This window comes from Actinoplanes sp. ATCC 53533, assembly GCF_003947245.1.
Genome location: NZ_QHHV01000089.1, coordinates 24,797 through 42,473 on the forward strand (window position 1 = coordinate 24,797; position 17,677 = coordinate 42,473).

Here is a 17,677-nt window from a genome sequence, read left to right on the forward strand (position 1 = left end):
GGGCGCACGCCCGGCCCCCACATTCCCGGAGGGAACCGGATGGACCTCGAAGACCTGGACGTCGCCGTCACGAACGGCAGCATCGACACCGTCCTGCTCGCGCTCACCGACATGCAGGGCCGGCTGCAGGGCAAACGGCTGCACGGCCGCTTCTTCATGGACGAGGTCGTCTCCGGCGCCAGCGAGGGCTGCAACTACCTGCTCGCGGTCGACGTCGACATGAACACCGTGGACGGCTACGCCATGTCGTCGTGGAACAGCGGCTACGGCGACTTCGTGATGCGTCCCGACTTCGCCACCCTGCGCCCCGTACCGTGGCAGCCCGGCACGGCCATGGTCCTCGCCGACCTGGAGACCACCGAGGGCGAGCCCGTCTACGCCTCGCCCCGGCAGATCCTGCGCCGCCAGCTCGACCGGCTCGCCGAGCACGGCCTGACCGCGTACGCGGGCACCGAGCTGGAGTTCGTCCTCTACCGGGACACCTACGAGCAGGCGTTCGACAAGGGTTACCGCGATCTGGTGCCCGCCAACCAGTACAACGTCGACTACTCGTTGCTCGGCACCGCCCGGGTCGAGCCGCTGCTGCGCCGCATCCGCAACGACATGTACGGCGCCGGCCTGATCCCGGAGAGCGCCAAGGGCGAGTGCAACCTCGGCCAGCACGAGATCGCCTTCCGCTACGCCGAGGCGCTGAAGTGCGCCGACAACCACGTGATCTACAAGAACGGCGCGAAGGAGATCGCCGCCCAGGAGGGCATGGCGCTGACCTTCATGGCCAAGCCGAACGAGCGCGAGGGCAATTCCTGCCACATCCACTTCTCGCTGCGCGACGCGGACGGCCGCTCGGCGATGCTCGGGGACGGCCCGGCCCACCTGAGCGTGACCGGGCAGCGGGTGACGGCCGGCCTGCTCGCCACCATGCGCGAGTTCAGCCTGCTCTTCGCGCCGAACATCAACTCCTACAAGCGCTACCAGCCCGGCTCGTTCGCGCCGACCGCGTTGCGCTGGGGCGTCGACAACCGCACCTGCTCGCTGCGGATGGCCGGGCACGGCCAGGGGATGCGCGTGGAGAACAGGGTGCCCGGCGGCGACGTGAACCCGTACCTCGCCATCGCGGCGCTGGTGGCGGGCGCGCTGCACGGGCTGGAGAACGAGCTGGAGCTCGAGCCGGAGTTCCGGGGCAACGCCTACGAGGACGCCACCGCGCCCCGGGTGCCGGGGAGCCTGCGCAGCGCGCTGGAGCTGTGGGAGCGCAGCCCGGTCGCGGCCGGCGCGTTCGGCGCCGACGTGGTCGAGCACTACGCCAACATGGGCAAGGTCGAGCTGGCCGCGTTCGACTCCGCGGTCACCGACTGGGAACTTCGCCGCGGATTCGAACGGCTGTAGGGATGAACCTTCGGAGGGGTGTCAGGATTCTGTTGTGACTGATTTGATCAACCCGTCCACCGGGGCGTTGCTGACCTCCGTACCGTCGCTTGGACAGGCCGAGACCGACGCCGCGATCGAGCGGGCGCAGCAGGCCTTCGAGTCGTGGCGCCGGGTGGCGCCCGGGGACCGGGCGCGGCTGCTGCGGCGCTTCGCCGCGCTCGTCGACGACCACATCGAGGAGCTCGCCGCCCTGGAGGTGCGCAACTCCGGGCACACGATCGGCAACGCGCGCTGGGAGGCGGGCAACGTCAGGGACGTGCTCGACTACTACGCGGGCGCGCCCGAGCGGCTCTCCGGGCGGCAGATCCCGGTCGCCGGCGGCCTCGACGTCACGTTCCACGAGCCGCTCGGCGTGGTCGGCATCATCGTGCCGTGGAACTTCCCGATGCCGATCGCCGGCTGGGGCTTCGTCCCGGCGCTCGCGGCCGGCAACACGGTCGTGCTGAAGCCGGCCGAGCTGACCCCGCTGACCGCGATCCGGCTCGGCGAGCTGGCGCTGGCGGCCGGCCTGCCGGAGGGCGTCTTCACCGTGCTGCCGGGCAAGGGCAGCGTGGTCGGGCAGCGGTTCGTCGCCCACCCGGCGGTCCGCAAGGTCTGCTTCACCGGCTCCACCGGGGTCGGCAAATCGATCATGGCGGGCTGCGCCGACCAGGTGAAGCGGGTGACCCTCGAGCTCGGCGGCAAGAGCGCCAACATCGTCTTCGCGGACGCCGACCTGGAACGCGCCGCCGCGGCGGCGCCCGGCGGCGTCTTCGACAACGCCGGCCAGGACTGCTGCTCCCGCTCCCGGCTGCTGGTCCAGGATTCGGTGTACGACCGCTTCCTGTCCCTGCTGGAGCCGGCGGTCAAGGCCTACCGGGTCCAGGACCCCGCGCTGGAGACCGCCGAGATGGGCCCGCTGATCTCCGCCGAGCACCGGGCCAAGGTGGCGTCCTACACGGCGGGCGCCGACGTGGCGTTCGCCGGTGCCGCGCCCGCCGGCGATGGCTGGTGGTTCCCGCCCACCGTGCTGCTCGCCGGGTCGACGGGCGACCCGCACTGGCGCGAGGAGGTCTTCGGGCCGGTGCTGTCGGTGCTGCCGTTCCGCGACGAGGACGAGGCGGTCCGGCTCGCCAACGACACCGAGTACGGGCTCTCCGGCTCCATCTGGACCCGCGACCTGGGCCGGGCGTTGCGGGTCTCGCGCGGTGTGGAGTCCGGCAACCTCAGCGTCAACTCGCACTCGTCGGTGCGCTACTGGACGCCGTTCGGCGGCATGAAGCAGTCCGGCCTCGGCCGGGAGCTCGGCCCCGACGCGCTGCTGTCGTTCACCGATGTCAAGAACGTGTTCATCTCGACGGACTCCTGAGAGGTCAGCTGTGGAGCGTTTGCAAGATCGGATCGCCGTGATCACCGGCGCCGGAAGCGGCATCGGGTTGGCCACCGCGCGGCGGTTCGCGACCGAGGGAGCCAAGGTCGTCTGCGTCGACATCTCGGCGGACGCCGGCAAGGCGGCCGCCGACGAGGTCGGCGGCGAGTTCGTCGCCTGCGACGTCACCGACGAGGATGCGGTCAAGGCGCTGTTCGACGGCGTCGCCGAGCGGCACGGCCGGGTCGACATCGCGTTCAACAACGCCGGGATCTCCCCGCCCGACGACGACTCGATCCTGGTCACGGGCATCGAGGCGTGGGAGCGCGTGCTGCGGGTGAACACCACGAGCGTGTTCTTCTGCTGCAAGTACGCGATCCCGCACATGCAGCGCCAGGGCAAGGGCGCGATCATCAACACCGCGTCGTTCGTCGCGCTGCTCGGGGCGGCGACCTCGCAGATCGCGTACACGGCCAGCAAGGGCGGCGTGCTGGCGATGACCCGCGAGCTGGGTGTGCAGTTCGCCCGCGAGGGCATCCGGATCAACGCGCTCTGCCCCGGCCCGGTCGCCACACCGCTGCTCATGGACCTCTTCGCCAAGGACCCGGAGCGGGCCGCCCGGCGGCTGGTGCACGTGCCGATGGGCCGGTTCGCCGAGCCCGCCGAGATCGCCGCGGCGGTGGCGTTCCTGGCGAGCGACGACGCGTCCTTCATGACCGCGTCGCAATTTGTCGTCGATGGAGGTATCACCGGCGCCTATGTGACGCCTCTTTAGTGTGTTTAACGTGCCCAGACGGCGGGCACGGATGTTCATACGCCCTGCTGACGCGGGGTGAAGGGGTCGAATCTCCGCCCGCGCACGCTGCGATCGCCGCACGGGTGGGTCAGAGGACCCGGGCGCGGCGCCGGCTCGCCAGAGCCGGCGCCGCTCACTAACTCCTCCGGCTCCCTCGGTCGACCGGTACGGCGACCGGATCACCCAATCGGTCGACCCGGTCCGAAGCAGGACGTGGATATCTTGGTAAAGATGCGACCCGTCATCGGCATCACCACGTATGTGGAGCCCGCAACCTGGGGCGTCTGGCGCGATCTGCCCACCACGCTGGTGCCGCACGACTATGTCGCCGCGGTCACCCAGGCCGGCGGCCGGGCGGTCCTGCTGCCGCCCGACGACCTCGACACCGACGTGCTGCGGATCCTCGACGGGCTGGTGCTCAGCGGCGGCGCCGACCTGGCCCCCGAGCTGTACGGCGCCACGCCCGGCCCGCAGACGGTCACCCGGCCGGATCGCGACGCCGCCGAGATGCTGCTCGCCCGCGCGGCACTCACCCGCGACCTGCCCGTGCTCGGCGTGTGCCGGGGCATGCAACTGCTCACCGTGGCCGCCGGCGGGAGCCTGCACCAGCACCTGCCCGACGTGCTCGGGCACGAGCGGCACCGCCCGGCGCCGGCCGTCTACGGCGAGCTCGAGGCCCGGTTCACCCCCGGCAGCCTGGTCGCGACCCTGATGGGCGACGACACCCGGGTGCACTGCTTCCACCACCAGGGCATCGACGACCCGGGCACGCTGACGGTCACCGGCCGGGCCGCCGACGGCCTCGCCGAGGCCGTGGAGGACCCGGCGCACCGGTTCGTCCTCGGCGTGCAGTGGCATCCGGAGGTCACCCGGGACAAACGGCTGTTCGGCGCGTTGGTCGCCGCCGCGGCGACCTAAGACTTCCGGCGCACCCGCCGATACGCAGGTTCAAGACGAAGGAGGATCGCACCCAGCATGCGCAGGCCCTTGATCGGACTGACCGCGTACGCCCAGCAGGTCCAGTACGGCAGCAACGAGCAGATCGTCGGAATGCTGCCGATGTCCTACGTCAGAGCCGTCCACGCCACCGGCGGCCGGGCGGTTCTGATCACCCCCGACGATCCCGGCACGGACGTGCTCGAATCGCTCGACGGGATCGTCTTCGCCGGCGGCGGCGACGTCGACCCGGCCAACTGGGGTGCCGAGGCGCATCCGGCCACCGACGCCGACCCGGTCCGGGACGCCTCCGAGCTGCTGCTCATGCGCGCCGCCCTCGACGCCGACCTGCCCGTGCTCGGCGTCTGCCGCGGCCTGCAGGTGATGGCCGTGGCCACCGGCGGCTCCCTGCACCAGCACCTGCCCGACCTGGTCGGCCACGACCGGCACCGGGCCGCGCCCGGCACCGACCCGCTCGCCGTGGAGTCCTCGGCGTTCGGCCGGCACGAGGTGGTGCTGACCGCCGGCTCGGCGGCGCGGGCCCTGCTCGGCGCCCGGCTCACCGTGAACTCGTTCCATCACCAGGCGATCGACGATCCGGGCGGTTTCCGGGTGTCCGGCCGGTGCCCCGAGGACAAGGTCATCGAGATCATCGAGGATCGCGGCCGGTCGTTCGCGCTGGGCGTGCAGTGGCATCCGGAGCGCACCGGGGACCTGCGGGTCTTCGCGGCGCTGACCGAGGCCGCCGCGCGTCGAAGCGGCCTGAGCCGGACCGCGCTGGCAGCCTGAGCGCCGTCAGGCCGCGATCGGGTGTGCCGCCTGGAAGGCCAGCCGCTCGTCCGCCCCGGCGGCCAGTTCCTGCAGCACGTCGTCGAGCACGAGGAACGCCTCCCAGGGCGCGCCGCCCAGGTGCCGGCACACCCGCTCCTCCAGGTCGTCGATCCGGGCCGCCTTCCACACCTTGTCCGCGAGGCTCACCAGCAGGTCGTCCAGGGTGGCCTCCGGGGCGTCCCAGGAGCCGTGGCTGCCCGCGAAGCGCGCGAGGTGCGCCGGCACCCCGTATCGCAGCAGCAGGTCCCGGCCCGCCTCCTCGTGCCGCCGGCCGGGCCCCGACAGCTCGGCCACGTGCACGACCTTGCCGATGTCGTGCGTCGCCGCGCCGAAGAGCACCGCGGCGGTGTCGAACTCCAGGTCCGGCCGGTGGCGCCCGAGGACGTCGGTCAGCGACCAGGCGACGTCGTGCACGGCCCGCAGGTGCGCACCGAGCCGCGGCGGTGCGTCCAGCGCCCGCAGCAACTCGGCGGCCGGGCCGGGCAGCGGCCGCAGCGAGGATTCGGTCAGGGCTCGATCGAGGGCGGGCGAAGTCACCCGGGGAAGGTTAGCCGCGGTCGCCGAGGGCCGCGGGGCTCGGTGTTACCGTGCAGAGCTTGTCGGCCGAAACTTCCGCGGGAGGACGCATGGGGCCCAGCGCGGACGAGGCGCTGCCGCGCCTGTTGCGGACGGCCTTCGAACGCGGTGGCGAGATGGGCCGGCGCATGCTCGCGCTCGACTGGGCCGCGACCCCGCTCGGGCCGCCCGCCGGCTGGCCGCCGGAGCTGGCGGGGGCCGTCGCCAGGATGCTCGCCTCCAAGGCACAGATCATCATCTTCTGGGGCCCGGAGTGCTGTGCGCTCTACAACGACGCCTATATCCCGACCATGGGCGGCAAGCATCCCGGCTACCTGGGCCGGCCCGGCCAGCAGATGTGGGCCGAGACCTGGTCGGTGCTGCGGGAGCTCTTCGACGGCGTGCAGGCTCGCGACGAGTCGTTCTGGGCCGCCGACTACCTGTTCATGCTCGAGCGCTTCGGCTTCCTCGAGGAGACGTACTTCGACATCTCGTACGACCCGATCCGGCTCGCCGACGCCACTGTGGGCGGCATCTTCTGCATCGTCAGCGACACCACCGGCCGGGTGTTCGCCGACCGTCGCTTCCGTACGCTCAGCGCCCTCGGCTCCCGCCTGGCCGACTCGCCCGACCAGCTCGCGCTCGGCACCCAGGTCGCGCAGGTCCTCGGCGAGAACGACGCCGACGTGCCGTTCGCGGCCCTCTACCTGGACGATCCGGCCGGCGGGGGTGAGCTGACCCTGGCCGGCTCCTGCGGGGTGCCGCCGTCGGCCTGCTGGCCGCTGAGCGCGCGGGCGCGCGCCGCCGTCGGCGCGGCCATGCGCTCCGACCGGGCGGGCACCCTCCCGGTGGTCGACGCGGCCCAGCCGCCGCCCCGGTCGGCGGCCGAGGAGGCGCTGGTGCTGCCGATCGGCGCCGGCACCAGCGGCGTCGGCGCGCTGGTGGTCGGGGTGAGCAGGTTCGTCGCGCTGGACCGCGGCTACCGGGACTTCCTGGACCTGGCCACCGCGCAGATCTCCCGCGCGGTGACGAACCTGCGGGCCTACGAGCAGGAACGCCGCCGCGCCGCCGAGCTGGCCGCGCTGGACACCGCCAAGACCAACTTCTTCTCGAACGTGAGCCACGAGTTCCGCACCCCGCTGACGCTGATCCTGGGCCCGCTCGAGGACCTGCTGGCCGGCCCGGGGCTCGCCGCCGACCAGCGCGAACGGCTCGTGCCTGTGCAGCGCAACGGGCTGCGGCTGCTCAAGCTGGTCAACACGGTGCTGGACTTCTCCCGGCTGGAGTCCGGCCGGCTGCGCGCCGCCTACCGGCCGACCGACCTGGCCGACTACACCGCCCGGCTGGCCAGCACGTTCCGTGCCGTGGCCGAGCGGGCCGGGCTGCGGCTCGACATCGAGTCGCCGCCGCTGTCCGCGCCGGTCCACGTGGACCGCGAGATGTGGGAGAAGATCGTCTTCAACCTGCTCTCGAACGCGGTCAAGTTCACCCCGGCCGGCGGGATCACGGTCCGGGTTCGTCAGCGGCCCGGCGTCGCGGTGCTGGAGGTGACCGACACCGGTGTCGGCGTGTCCGAGCAGGAGCAGCGGCTGCTCTTCGACCGCTTCCACCGGGTGACCGGGGCCTGGTCGCGCAGCCACGAGGGCACCGGCATCGGCCTGGCGCTGGTCCGCGAGCTGGCCGAGCTGCACGCGGGCACGGCGACCGTGCGCAGCGAGCCCGGCGCGGGCAGCACGTTCACGGTGACCATCCCGCTCGGCACGGCCCACCTCCCCGCCGACCGGATCATCGACGCCGGCCCGGCCGACCTGCCCGCGGACCAGTCCCGGCTCTACGTCGAGGAAGCGCACTGGTGGCTCGGCGACAGCGCGCCGGCCCCGGTGGCGCCGGGCGCGGTGCACCCGGCGCGGCGCGGCCGGGTGCTGTTCGCCGACGACAACGCCGACCTGCGCGACCACGTCGCGAGGCTGCTCCGGCCGTCCTTCGACGTCACCACCGTGCCGGACGGCCGGCAGGCGCTGGAGCTGGCCCTCGTCGAGCAGTTCGACCTGGTCCTGACCGACGTGATGATGCCCAGGCTGGACGGCTTCGGGCTGATCAAGGCGCTGCGGGCGGACGAGCGCACCCGTGACGTGCCGATCGTGGTGCTCTCCGCCCGGGCCGGCGAGGAATCGTCCGTCGAGGGTCTCTCCGCCGGCGCCGACGACTATCTGGTCAAGCCGTTCTCGGTGCGGGACCTGACCGCCCGGGTCCGTGCCAACCTCGAACTGGGCCAGAACCGGCGGCAGATCATCAGCCGGCTGCGTGGGCTGGTGGACGCGGCCGCGGCGGTCAACACGGTCAGCACCACCGCCGAGGTGCTCGACGTCGCCGCCCGGCACGTGCAGGCGATGACCTCGGCCGGCCGGGTCGTGCTGACCGCGTCCGGCGCCCGGGCCGAGGTGGACGGTGGCGCGGGTGGCTCGGCCGTCCCGGACTCCGTCCTGCCGCTGCCGGACACCTCCGGTGCCACCCTCGGCGAGCTGAGCGTCTGGTCGGGTGCGGACGGTCCGCCCGAGCCGGTGCTGCTCACCCAGCTGGCCCGCCTGGTCGGCCTGCGGCTCGGCAACGCCCGGCTCTACGAGGCGGAGCACCGCATCGCCAGCACGCTGCAGCACAGCCTGCTGCCGCAGTCGCTGCCCCGGGTGCCCGGCGCGATCGTGGCGAGCCGCTATCTGCCGGGCAGCAGCGAGGCCGAGGTCGGCGGGGACTGGTACGACGTCATCCTCGCCCCCGGACAGCAGCTCTTCCTGGTCATCGGCGACGTGGTCGGCAAGGGGGTGCAGGCCGCCGCCGGGATGGGGCAGCTGCGGAACGCGCTGCGGGCGTACATCCTCGAGGGGTTCGACTGCGGCGAGGCGCTGTCCCGGCTGAACCGGCTGGTGGACAACCTGGGCCGACGCCAGTTCGCCACCGTGGTCTGTGTCCGCTTCGACCCGCGCACCCGGGAGCTGCACTACTCGTCGGCCGGGCATCCGTCCCCGATGGTCGCGGCGCCCGGCGAGGAGGGCCGGCTGCTCCACTCCAGCGCGCTCGGCCCGCCGATCGGCGCGCTCGGCGACGTGACCTACCCGACGCGGGCCGCGACCCTGGAGCCCGGCCACCGGCTGCTGCTCTACACCGACGGGCTGGTCGAGGACCGCCGGAAGGGCATCGACCAGGGCCTGGCCGAGGTCCGCGCGGACCTGGCCAAGCCGACCGAGCACGTCGAGGACCTGCTGGACGTCCTGCTCGCCAAGGCCGCCCAGCAGACCCGCCGCGACGACATCGCGCTGCTCGCGCTGCAGGCCACCGAGCCGCGCGAGTTCGTGCTGCGGCTGCCCGCCGACCCGGCCCGGCTGAGCGTGCTGCGCCGCCGCCTGGAGGACTTCCTGACGGCGCACGCCGTGCCCGACAGCGACATCTTCGACCTGACCGTGGCGGTCTCCGAGGCCGCCGCGAACGCGATCGAGCACCCGGTGGCGCCGGCCGAACCGGTGATCACGATCGAGGTGTCGCTGGACGACGACGCGGTGCGGGCGACCGTCCGGGACACGGGAAGCTGGCGCCCGGCCGGCGCGGCCGGCTTCCGCGGGCGCGGGCTGGCGCTCATCGGTGCCCTGTCGGAGCTCTCGGTGGCGCGGACGGAATCAGGCACGGAGGTGACGCTGCGCCGTCCGCTCAGCCGCTCCTGATCGTCAGCCGGGCTCGCCCGGCACGAGCCAGGGCTGGGTGCTCAGGCCCGAGATGTCGAGCACCCGGTGGACCTGCGGCGACGGGATCACCGCCAGGCCGTCCGGGAAGCGCTCGGCGAGCCGGATCAGGGCGTGGATGGCGGCGGAGTCGAAGAACGTGACCCCGCGCAGGTCGATGGTGGCGCTGCGCACGCCGTCACCGGTGGCCGCCCGCACCATCGCGTCGGCGGTGGACATGTCGACCTCGCCGCGAACGACCACGGTGGCGTGGCCCTCCGTCACCGAGGAACTGGCCGAGAAGTCCGTTCCGGCGTTCTCTTGATCCACGTTGACACGATTACACAGGCGGTCAGAGGCGGCAACAACCGGCCGCCCGGTGCGGCGATAAGCTGGCCCTATGACCGTTCGTGCCCCGCTCGTTCCGGGAAAGCTCTCACCCTGGCGGGCGGTGCCGCCGCAGATCACCCGTCCCGAATACGTGGGCAAGAAGCGCCCGAAGGAGTGGCGCGGGTCGCACGTGCAGACCCCCGAGACCATCGAGAAGATGCGCGTCGCCGGGCGGCTCGCCGGGCAGGCCACCCAGCTCGCCGGGGAGCACTGCAAGCCGGGTGTCACCACCGACGAGATCGACCGGGTGGTGCACGAGTTCCTGATCGACCACGGGGCCTACCCGTCGACGCTGGGTTACAAGGGCTTCCCCAAGTCCTGCTGCACGTCGCTCAACGAGGTCATCTGCCACGGCATCCCCGACACGACCGTGCTCGCCGACGGCGACATCGTCAACGTCGACGTGACCGCGTACCTCGACGGCGTGCACGGCGACACCGACGCGACGTTCTGCGTCGGTGAGGTCAGCGACGAGGCCCGGCTGCTGGTCGAGCGCACCCACGAGGCGATGATGCGCGGCATCCGCGCGGTCGCGCCGGGCCGCCCGATCAACGCGATCGGCCGGGTCATCGAGGCGTACGCCCGCCGCTTCGGCTACGGCGTGGTGCGCGACTTCACCGGCCACGGCATCGGCGAGACGTTCCACAGCGGGCTCTACATCCCGCACTACGACAACCCGCGGCTCGACACGGTGATGGAGCCCGGCATGACCTTCACCATCGAGCCGATGATCACCCTGGGCACCCACGAATACGAGATGTGGAGTGACGGCTGGACGGTCGTCACCAAGGACCGCAGGTGGACCGCCCAGTTCGAGCACACTCTCGTGGTCACCGAGGATGGGCACGAGATCCTGACCCTGCCGTGACGCTCACCGAGCACCACGCGGACGTCTCGGGCGGCTGGCTGCGCGCGGCGACCTTCGGTGCGATGGACGGCCTGGTCACCAACATCGCCCTGATCGCCGGCGTCGGCGGGGGCGGCGGCAGCCGGCACACCCTGATCCTGACCGGCGTGGCAGGCCTGGTCGCCGGGGCGATCTCCATGGGCCTCGGCGAATACACCAGCGTGCGCACCCAGAACGACCAGGTCGGCGCCGAACTGCACAAGGAGCTGCGCGAACTGCGGCTCAACCCGGAGGGCGAGGCCGACGAACTGGTCGCGATGTGGACCGCCCGCGGGCTGCCCGGCCCGCTCGCCCGGCAGGTGGCCGACGTGCTCAAGGCCAACCCGGAGCAGGCGCTGCGGGTGCACGCCCAGGAGGAGCTCGGCGTCGTCCCGGACGAACTGCCGAGCCCGTGGACGGCGGCGCTGTCGTCGTTCGTGTGCTTCGCGGCCGGGGCGGTCGTGCCGCTGCTGACCTACCTGCTGGGCTTCGACAGCCTGCTCGCGGCGCTCGTCGTCGGCGGTGCCGGGCTGTTCGCGGCCGGTGCGCTCATCGCCCGCTTCACCGGGCGCCCGTGGTGGCGCAGCGGGCTGTGGCAGCTCCTGCTCGGCGCCGCGGCGGCGGGCGCCACCTACGTCGTCGGCGCGCTGATCGGCGTCGGCGTCTCCTGACCCCCGGCCGGCGGTGACCTCAGTCGAAGAAGGCGCCCAGCGGGCCGTCGACCGGGCGGCCCCGGGCGGTGAGCTCGTCGGCCTGCGACTTGAGCACCGAGCCCAGCTCGGTCATGTCCGCCCCGGCCAGGCCGGTGCGCTTCACGGCGTCGGCCCGGTTGCGGAAGTACGTGCGGCTGAGCAGCCCGGTCACCATCGCGGCGTGCAGCCTGGCCTCGGCGAGCAGGACGAGCGCCGCATCGGTCTCGTACCACTCGGCCAGCCGGACCGCGCGGGCGTGCGCCGCCGAGGCCACGCACCAGTTGCGCCGGGCCAGCCCGCTGAACTCGCCCGGCCGGGTCTCGGCGAGCTTGCCCAGGTGGGCGTCGCGCTGGCCGGCGAACCAGCCGCCGGGGTCGAACAGGTCGCGGCTGCTCAGGTAGCGGTCGGCCTCCAGCGGCCAGCGCGGGGTCAGCTCCCGGGCCCGGCGCAGGCCGTCGTCGGCGGTGCCGACGCTGAGGTCGACCAGGATGCCGTCGACCCGGCGCAGGGTGGCGCGGGGTCCGGCACCCGGGCGGTACGTGACGACGTGCAGGTTGAGATCGCTGCTGTCGGTGTCGTCGCCATGTGCCAGCGAGCCGTGCACGCCGATCGCGCGCACCTCGGCCGACCAGCGCCGCAGGATCACGTCGCGCAGCCGGACGGACAGGTGCCAGCGAGGATTGGCCAGGTCGTACTCGTCCTGCGACACAGCGTCAGTGTCGGGCATGGACTCCGACCCGGGAAGAGGCTTCAGTCCGGTCAAGGGTGGTGGTGGGTGGTCGGATGGGTGTCAGGCGCGCCCGGGCCAGGCCATTGTCGTCGGCGTCACCTCGCCGAGCCGGCGCCAGCGGGTCGCCCGCACCGCCGCGTCGGTCAGCGCGTTCAGCCCGGTGGCCCGGTCCGCCCCTGTGGTCGCCGGCAGGACCGCGCGCCAGGCCTGCGCGACCCCGTCCTCGACGTGGATGGCCAGCTTCAGCGCGCTCGCCCGGTCGGTCACCTCGAACGGCAGCGCGTAGCCCGCCGGCGCCGGCGCGGTGCTCGCCTTGAGCGCGGACAACCGGCTGACCAGCACGTCCCGGCGAGCGCGGTGGGCGGCCTCGGCGGCGCGGGCCTCGCTGCGGCTACCGCCGCCGGTCAGCTTCACCCCGAGCACCCCGTACGCGTAGATCGCCGCCTCCTCCGCGGCCAGCGCGGCCGCGAGCTGCGCGCTCACGCCGTCACCGCTCTCGGCGCGGCGTTCGTCGCCGGCCTGCTCAACGGAGGGCCTCCGCGTGGGCGGCGCGGGCCGCGGCGATCGATCCGGTCAGCCCGGCCCGCTCGGCCGGCGCTGCTCGGCAGGCCGCCGCCGCCGTCTGCTGCGCCGCCTGCTCCGCCTTGCGCAGCGTCGCCACCGACACGGCCGCGTCGCCGCTCGGCGCGCTGGAGGCGGGCGCGCCGGACGGGACCGTCTTGCCGATCACCCGGGACAGCTCGGCCACGTGCGTCCGGTGGTCGTCGGCGAGCGGGGTCAGCCGCTTGGCCAGGCCGGGCTCGGCCAGCACGGCCCGGTCATATGCCGCCGCCAGCGCCACGGCCTCGTCGAGCACGGGCTGCAGGGCGTCGGGTGGTGGCGGTGGCCCGGGCTCGCTGTCGAAGAGCCCGCAGCCCGCCAGTGCCGTCGCGCTCAGCGTCCCACCGGCGGCCACGCCGATCAGGTGGCGTCTTTTCACGCCGTAAGTCAACACTATCCGGGCCAGATCTGCCCCGCCGCGCATGCCTGCCTGCACCTCCGCCCGGCCCGGGCGACCGCCCCGCCCGAACGACCGATGGACCGGCCGGCGCCGGCCCTGAAGTCCGCCGGCGACGCGGAACCCCGGACCCCGTCCGGCGCTGGCAAGATCGACAGGGTGGACCCGTTCCCGGCCGGGCGTCGCTGACCTGCACCTGGCTGGGAATCGGAGCGGCGGCGGCCGGCCCACGCCGCCGGCGCGTTACGCTCTGCACCAGCCGCCGGGGATTTTCAGCCCCGGTGGCATGCCGGTGTTGCCGGCGACCGGCGCGCAGAGCACCTGCTACGCGCCGCATTCGAGCAGAAGGGTTGGGCCCGATGACGCAGCGTGGTCGCGGCGGCGCCCGCCCGGCGAACCGCCGCTCCGGCGGGGGCCGGAGCCCGCAGGCCGCAGAAGAGACGCGTCAGCCCACCGCTCCGCGCATCGACCTGGTGGCCGCCAAGTCCCGAGTGCGCGCGGTGATCGAGCCGGTCGTGGTCGCCGCGGGTTTCGACCTGGAGGACGTGCACCTGTCCCGAGCGGGCCGGCGGCACGTGCTCCGGGTGCTGGTCGACGCCGACGGGGGCATCAGCCTCGACGACGTCGCCGTCGTCTCCCGGGAGATCTCGCAGGCCCTCGACGCGGCCGAGGAGGCGCAGGGCGAGGTGCTGGCGGGTGAATATCAGCTTGAGGTCGGGTCGCCCGGCGTGGACCGGCCGCTGACCCTGCCCCGGCACTGGCGGCGCAACGTCAGCCGGCTGGTCGCCGTCACCGTCGCGGGCCGGTCGCTGACCGGCCGGGTCACGGCGGCGGACGAGACCGGCATCGAGTTCGACGTGGACGGCAAGAGCAGTCGGCTTCCCTACGCTGAGCTGGGACCGGGCAAGGTCCAGATCGAGTTCAAGCGGCTGGATGAGGCCGTCTTCCCCGATGAGCCCGACGAGGGCGACCCGGATGACGACGATGAAGAAGATGAAGACGACGAGGATGGGGAGGGCGAGGACAAATGAACATCGACCTCGCGGCGCTGCGCGCCCTGGAGCGCGAGCGGGAGATCCCGTTCGACACGATCCTCGCGGCGATCGAGACGGCGCTGCTGACCGCGTACCGGCACACGGACGGGGCCGAGGGGCACGCCCGGGTGGACATCGACCGCAAGAACGGCGCGGCCCAGGTCTTCGCCCAGGAGCTCGACGCCGACGGGCGGGTCGTCCGGGAATGGGACGACACCCCGCACGACTTCGGCCGGATCGCGGCGATGACCGCCAAGCAGGTCATCCTGCAGCGGCTGCGCGAGGCCACCGACGAGGTGCACTTCGGCGAGTATGCGGGCCGCGACGGTGACCTGGTCACCGGCATCGTGCAGGCCGACGCGGCGCGCGCCGAGAAGGGCATCGTGATCGTCGACCTGGGCAAGCTGGAGGCGGTCCTGCCGCAGTCCGAGCAGGTGCCGGGGGAGACGTACGACCACGGGTCCCGGATCCGCTGCGTCGTGGTGCACGTGGCCAAGGGCTTCCGCGGTCCGCAGATCACCCTGTCGCGCACCCACCCGGCGCTGGTGAAGAAGCTGTTCGCGCTCGAGGTGCCGGAGATCGCCGACGGCACGGTGGAGATCGCCGCCATCGCCCGTGAGGCGGGTCACCGTTCCAAGATCGCGGTGCACTCGCGGGTGGCCGGGGTCAACGCCAAGGGTGCCTGCATCGGCCCGATGGGCCAGCGGGTCCGGGCCGTCATGAGCGAGTTGCACGGCGAGAAGATCGACATCATCGACTACTCGGACGACCCGGCGAGGTTCGTCGGCAACGCGCTCTCCCCGGCCAAGGCCCTGCGGGTGGACGTGGTCGACCTGGCCACCAGGACGGCCCGGGTCACCGTGCCGGACTTCCAGCTCTCGCTGGCGATCGGCCGCGAGGGGCAGAACGCGCGGCTCGCCGCCCGGCTGACCGGCTGGCGCATCGACATCCGTCCGGACAACGAGCAGCCGGATCCGGCCTCTGAGCGCGATGCCGCCGAGACCGGAAGCTGACCGGATACGCGAGCACGAGGCACGCGGGGTAGACTTTCGGGTGGCCGGTCCGACACGCACCTGTGTTGGGTGTCGCTCACGCGTGCCGGCCTCCGATTTACTGCGGTTCGTCGCGGTCGAAGCGGGAGGTCAACTCCGGCTTCAGCCCGATCCGGGCCGCCGGCTGCCGGGCCGGGGTGCACATGTGCATCCTGATCCGGCTTGCTTCGCGCAGGCGGAGCGGCGTCGCGCCTTCGGGCGTGCGCTGCGACTCACCGGTGTTGCTGACACCGGCTTGCTTGCCGAGCACATCCGCGCGATCTCCGTGCCGCGTGGAACAACCGATGATGGAGCGGTAGATGCCCCATCCATGTCCAGCAAGGTAGGACGACCCAGATGAGCACACGATGAAGTCCCTGAAATGACCAGGCTTCTAGTGCACGAGTGAGGTCGGCGGGCGCTGCTCGTACGACCTCGAGATGAGGAGTGCAGTGCCAGGCAAGGCCCGCGTTCACGAGCTCGCCAAAGAGCTCGGGGTCGACAGCAAGACCGTTCTCGCCAAGCTCAAAGAGATGGGCGAGTTCGTCAAATCCGCGTCCAGCACGGTCGAGGCCCCGGTGGCCCGGCGACTTCGTGGTGCCCTCGACGCCCCGGGCGGTGCTGCTCCGGCGGCGCCCGCGCCCGCCGCGTCGAACGCCCCGAGCGCGCCCAGCGCCCCCCGGGTCAACCCATCGGCCATGCGGCCACAGCCACCGCGCCGGCCCGCCGCGCCGACCGTGGGAGCGCCTGCCGGCGCACCCACGTCCTCGGCGCCGTCGCCCGGCTCGATGGTCCGGCCCAAGCCGCCGGTTCCCGGCCGTCCGGGCCCAGTGCCCGGTCCGGTCGCCAAGCCGGCGAGTGCCCACGACATCGAGGTGGCGGCCGCCGAGGCACGCGCCTCGGCGCTGAAGGCCGAGCAGGAGGCCTCCGTCAAGGCGGCCCAGGCGGCCCGCACCCGGGACGCCGAGCGCCGGGCGCAGCAGCCTCCGGCCGACGGCACCACCCGGCCGCGGCCCCCGGGCCCCGGCACGGTGCCGCCGCGTCCCGGCTCACCCGCCGCAACGCGTCCCGGAGCCCCGGGCGCGCCCTCTACCGGCCGTCCCGGCCCGGGCGGCTCGCCGCGCCCGGCGCCCCGCGGTCCCGGTAACAACCCGTTCGGCGTCTCCGGCGGCGGCCAGCGGCCGAACCCGTCGGCGATGCCCCGGCCCAACCAGCCGGGCATGCCCCCGCGGCCGAGCCCTGCCTCGATGCCGCCGCGGCCCAGCCCCGCGTCCATGCCCGCGCAGCGCCCCGCCGGTCCCGGCGGCGGTCGCGGCGGTCCCGGCGGCGGCGCTGGTCGCCCCGGTGGCGGCGGCGCTGGTCGTCCCGGCGGTCCCGGTGGCGGCGCGGGTGGCGGTTTCCGTCCCGGCGGCGGTGCCGGTGCCGGTGGTGGCGGTTACCGCGGTGGCGGTGCCGGTGCCGGCGGTGGCGGTGGCTACCGCGGTGGTCCCGGTGGCGGCGGCGGTGCTGGTGCCGGTGGCGGTTTCCGCCCCGGTGGCGGCGGTCCCGTCGGCGGTGCCCCCGGTCGTCCGGGTGGTGGCGGTCGCGGTCGTGGCGGCGGTGCCGCGGGTGCCTTCGGGCGTCCCGGTGGCCGGCCCACGCGTGGCCGCAAGTCGAAGAAGCAGCGGCGTCAGGAGTTCGACAACCTGTCGGCTCCGCAGATGTCGTCGGGTGCGCCCCGCGGCTCGGGCCAGGAGGTCCGGCTGTCGCGTGGTGCGTCGCTCTCCGACTTCGCCGACAAGATCAACGCCAACCCCGGCTCGCTGGTCCAGGAGATGTTCAACCTGGGCGAGATGGTGACGGCGACGCAGTCGTGCTCCGACGAGACGCTGCTGCTGCTCGGCGAGCACCTCGGCTTCGACGTGCAGATCGTCAGCCCCGAGGACGAGGATCGCGAGCTGCTGTCGCGGTTCAACATCGACCTCGACGCCGAGATCGCCGAGGACAGGCTCGTCACCCGGCCGCCGGTCGTGACCGTCATGGGTCACGTCGACCACGGTAAGACGAAGCTGCTGGACGCGATCCGCAAGACCAACGTGGTCGCCGGCGAGGCGGGTGGCATCACCCAGCACATCGGCGCCTACCAGGTCGTCGTCCCGCACCAGGGCGAAGAGCGCGCGATCACCTTCATCGACACTCCGGGCCACGAGGCGTTCACCGCCATGCGTGCCCGTGGTGCCCAGGTGACGGACATCGTGATCCTCGTGGTCGCGGCCGACGACGGCGTCATGCCGCAGACGGTCGAGGCGTTGAACCACGCCAAGGCGGCAGAAG

17 protein-coding genes are annotated in these 17,677 nt (G+C 73.1%); 12 read left to right on the plus strand and 5 right to left on the minus strand.

The window, feature by feature from the left end; all coding sequences use genetic code 11:
• The first annotated feature begins 39 nt into the window (after positions 1–39).
• The 5 genes from DMB66_RS27475 to DMB66_RS27495 all read left to right on the plus strand — a co-directional run bounded on the left by DMB66_RS27475 (position 40) and on the right by DMB66_RS27495 (position 5,297).
• Complete coding sequence (locus tag DMB66_RS27475) at positions 40–1,386, plus strand: glutamine synthetase family protein (RefSeq protein ID WP_125807002.1); 1,347 nt, start codon at positions 40–42, stop codon at positions 1,384–1,386.
• Between the two features lie 43 nt (positions 1,387–1,429).
• Positions 1,430–2,776 (plus strand): aldehyde dehydrogenase, encoded by a 1,347-nt coding sequence (locus tag DMB66_RS27480; RefSeq protein WP_370319298.1) that lies wholly within the window; start codon positions 1,430–1,432, stop codon positions 2,774–2,776.
• Positions 2,742–3,551 (plus strand): 3-oxoacyl-ACP reductase, encoded by an 810-nt coding sequence (locus tag DMB66_RS27485; RefSeq protein ID WP_199752650.1) that lies wholly within the window; start codon positions 2,742–2,744, stop codon positions 3,549–3,551. Before DMB66_RS27480 ends, DMB66_RS27485 begins: the two co-directional genes overlap by 35 nt.
• Before the next feature lie 252 nt (positions 3,552–3,803).
• Entirely contained in the window at positions 3,804–4,490 is a 687-nt protein-coding gene (locus DMB66_RS27490) for a gamma-glutamyl-gamma-aminobutyrate hydrolase family protein (RefSeq protein WP_125807005.1), read from the plus strand.
• Between the two features lie 57 nt (positions 4,491–4,547).
• Complete coding sequence (locus tag DMB66_RS27495) at positions 4,548–5,297, plus strand: gamma-glutamyl-gamma-aminobutyrate hydrolase family protein (RefSeq protein WP_125807006.1); 750 nt, start codon at positions 4,548–4,550, stop codon at positions 5,295–5,297.
• Between the two features lie 6 nt (positions 5,298–5,303).
• On the opposite strand, the gene DMB66_RS27500 is transcribed toward DMB66_RS27495, so the two are convergent.
• Entirely contained in the window at positions 5,304–5,876 is a 573-nt protein-coding gene (locus DMB66_RS27500; protein ID WP_125807007.1) for an HD domain-containing protein, read from the minus strand.
• Positions 5,877–5,965: 89 nt separating this feature from the next.
• Between DMB66_RS27500 and DMB66_RS27505 the strand changes: the two genes are divergently transcribed.
• The gene (locus tag DMB66_RS27505; protein WP_125807008.1) at positions 5,966–9,607 is read left to right on the plus strand and encodes a SpoIIE family protein phosphatase; all 3,642 of its coding nucleotides are present in this window, start codon (positions 5,966–5,968) and stop codon (positions 9,605–9,607) included.
• A 3-nt stretch (positions 9,608–9,610) separates the two neighbouring features.
• Here DMB66_RS27505 and DMB66_RS27510 read toward each other — a convergent pair whose 3' ends face one another.
• A complete protein-coding gene (locus DMB66_RS27510; RefSeq protein ID WP_125807009.1) occupies positions 9,611–9,934 on the minus strand; it encodes an STAS domain-containing protein in 324 nt (107 codons plus the stop codon).
• A gap of 70 nt (positions 9,935–10,004) precedes the next feature.
• Between DMB66_RS27510 and map the strand changes: the two genes are divergently transcribed.
• Together map and DMB66_RS27520 are read left to right on the plus strand one after the other, a co-directional pair.
• Positions 10,005–10,862 (plus strand): type I methionyl aminopeptidase, encoded by an 858-nt coding sequence (gene map, locus DMB66_RS27515; RefSeq protein ID WP_125807010.1) that lies wholly within the window; start codon positions 10,005–10,007, stop codon positions 10,860–10,862.
• Complete coding sequence (locus DMB66_RS27520) at positions 10,859–11,551, plus strand: VIT1/CCC1 transporter family protein (protein ID WP_255440945.1); 693 nt, start codon at positions 10,859–10,861, stop codon at positions 11,549–11,551. Before map ends, DMB66_RS27520 begins: the two co-directional genes overlap by 4 nt.
• 19 nt (positions 11,552–11,570) lie before the next feature.
• Here DMB66_RS27520 and DMB66_RS27525 read toward each other — a convergent pair whose 3' ends face one another.
• The 3 genes from DMB66_RS27525 to DMB66_RS27535 form a co-directional block, all read right to left on the minus strand.
• Complete coding sequence (locus DMB66_RS27525) at positions 11,571–12,299, minus strand: nucleotidyltransferase domain-containing protein (RefSeq protein ID WP_125807011.1); 729 nt, start codon at positions 12,297–12,299, stop codon at positions 11,571–11,573.
• A 63-nt stretch (positions 12,300–12,362) separates the two neighbouring features.
• Entirely contained in the window at positions 12,363–12,785 is a 423-nt protein-coding gene (locus DMB66_RS27530) for a DUF4439 domain-containing protein (protein ID WP_125807012.1), read from the minus strand.
• Positions 12,786–12,825: 40 nt separating this feature from the next.
• The gene (locus tag DMB66_RS27535) at positions 12,826–13,281 is read right to left on the minus strand and encodes a hypothetical protein (protein WP_199752651.1); all 456 of its coding nucleotides are present in this window, start codon (positions 13,279–13,281) and stop codon (positions 12,826–12,828) included.
• 377 nt (positions 13,282–13,658) lie between these two features.
• On the opposite strand from DMB66_RS27535, the gene rimP reads away from it, so the two are divergent.
• The 4 genes from rimP to DMB66_RS27555 all read left to right on the plus strand — a co-directional run.
• Positions 13,659–14,330 (plus strand): ribosome maturation factor RimP, encoded by a 672-nt coding sequence (rimP, locus tag DMB66_RS27540; RefSeq protein ID WP_125807013.1) that lies wholly within the window; start codon positions 13,659–13,661, stop codon positions 14,328–14,330.
• Entirely contained in the window at positions 14,327–15,346 is a 1,020-nt protein-coding gene (nusA, locus tag DMB66_RS27545; RefSeq protein ID WP_125807014.1) for a transcription termination factor NusA, read from the plus strand. The genes rimP and nusA overlap by 4 nt, the downstream gene beginning before the upstream one ends.
• Positions 15,324–15,725 (plus strand): YlxR family protein, encoded by a 402-nt coding sequence (locus DMB66_RS27550; protein WP_125807015.1) that lies wholly within the window; start codon positions 15,324–15,326, stop codon positions 15,723–15,725. The genes nusA and DMB66_RS27550 overlap by 23 nt, the downstream gene beginning before the upstream one ends.
• Positions 15,726–15,816: 91 nt before the next feature.
• The coding region (locus tag DMB66_RS27555; RefSeq protein ID WP_125807024.1) for a translation initiation factor IF-2 N-terminal domain-containing protein at positions 15,817–17,677 on the plus strand (1,861 nt) is incomplete at its 3' end.

Excerpts from the sequence above, each read along its gene's own strand:
- DMB66_RS27475 (WP_125807002.1), top strand. The coding sequence starts at position 40 with ATGGACCTCGAAGACCTGGACGTCGCCGTCACGAACGGCAGCATCGAC.
- DMB66_RS27485 (WP_199752650.1), top strand. The coding sequence starts at position 2,742 with ATGTCAAGAACGTGTTCATCTCGACGGACTCCTGAGAGGTCAGCTGTG.
- DMB66_RS27490 (WP_125807005.1), top strand. The coding sequence starts at position 3,804 with ATGCGACCCGTCATCGGCATCACCACGTATGTGGAGCCCGCAACCTGG.
- DMB66_RS27495 (WP_125807006.1), top strand. The coding sequence starts at position 4,548 with ATGCGCAGGCCCTTGATCGGACTGACCGCGTACGCCCAGCAGGTCCAG.
- DMB66_RS27505 (WP_125807008.1), top strand. The coding sequence starts at position 5,966 with ATGGGGCCCAGCGCGGACGAGGCGCTGCCGCGCCTGTTGCGGACGGCC.
- map (WP_125807010.1), top strand. The coding sequence starts at position 10,005 with ATGACCGTTCGTGCCCCGCTCGTTCCGGGAAAGCTCTCACCCTGGCGG.
- DMB66_RS27525 (WP_125807011.1), bottom strand. The coding sequence starts at position 12,299 with ATGCCCGACACTGACGCTGTGTCGCAGGACGAGTACGACCTGGCCAAT.
- rimP (WP_125807013.1), top strand. The coding sequence starts at position 13,659 with ATGACGCAGCGTGGTCGCGGCGGCGCCCGCCCGGCGAACCGCCGCTCC.
- nusA (WP_125807014.1), top strand. The coding sequence starts at position 14,327 with ATGAACATCGACCTCGCGGCGCTGCGCGCCCTGGAGCGCGAGCGGGAG.
- DMB66_RS27550 (WP_125807015.1), top strand. The coding sequence starts at position 15,324 with ATGCCGCCGAGACCGGAAGCTGACCGGATACGCGAGCACGAGGCACGC.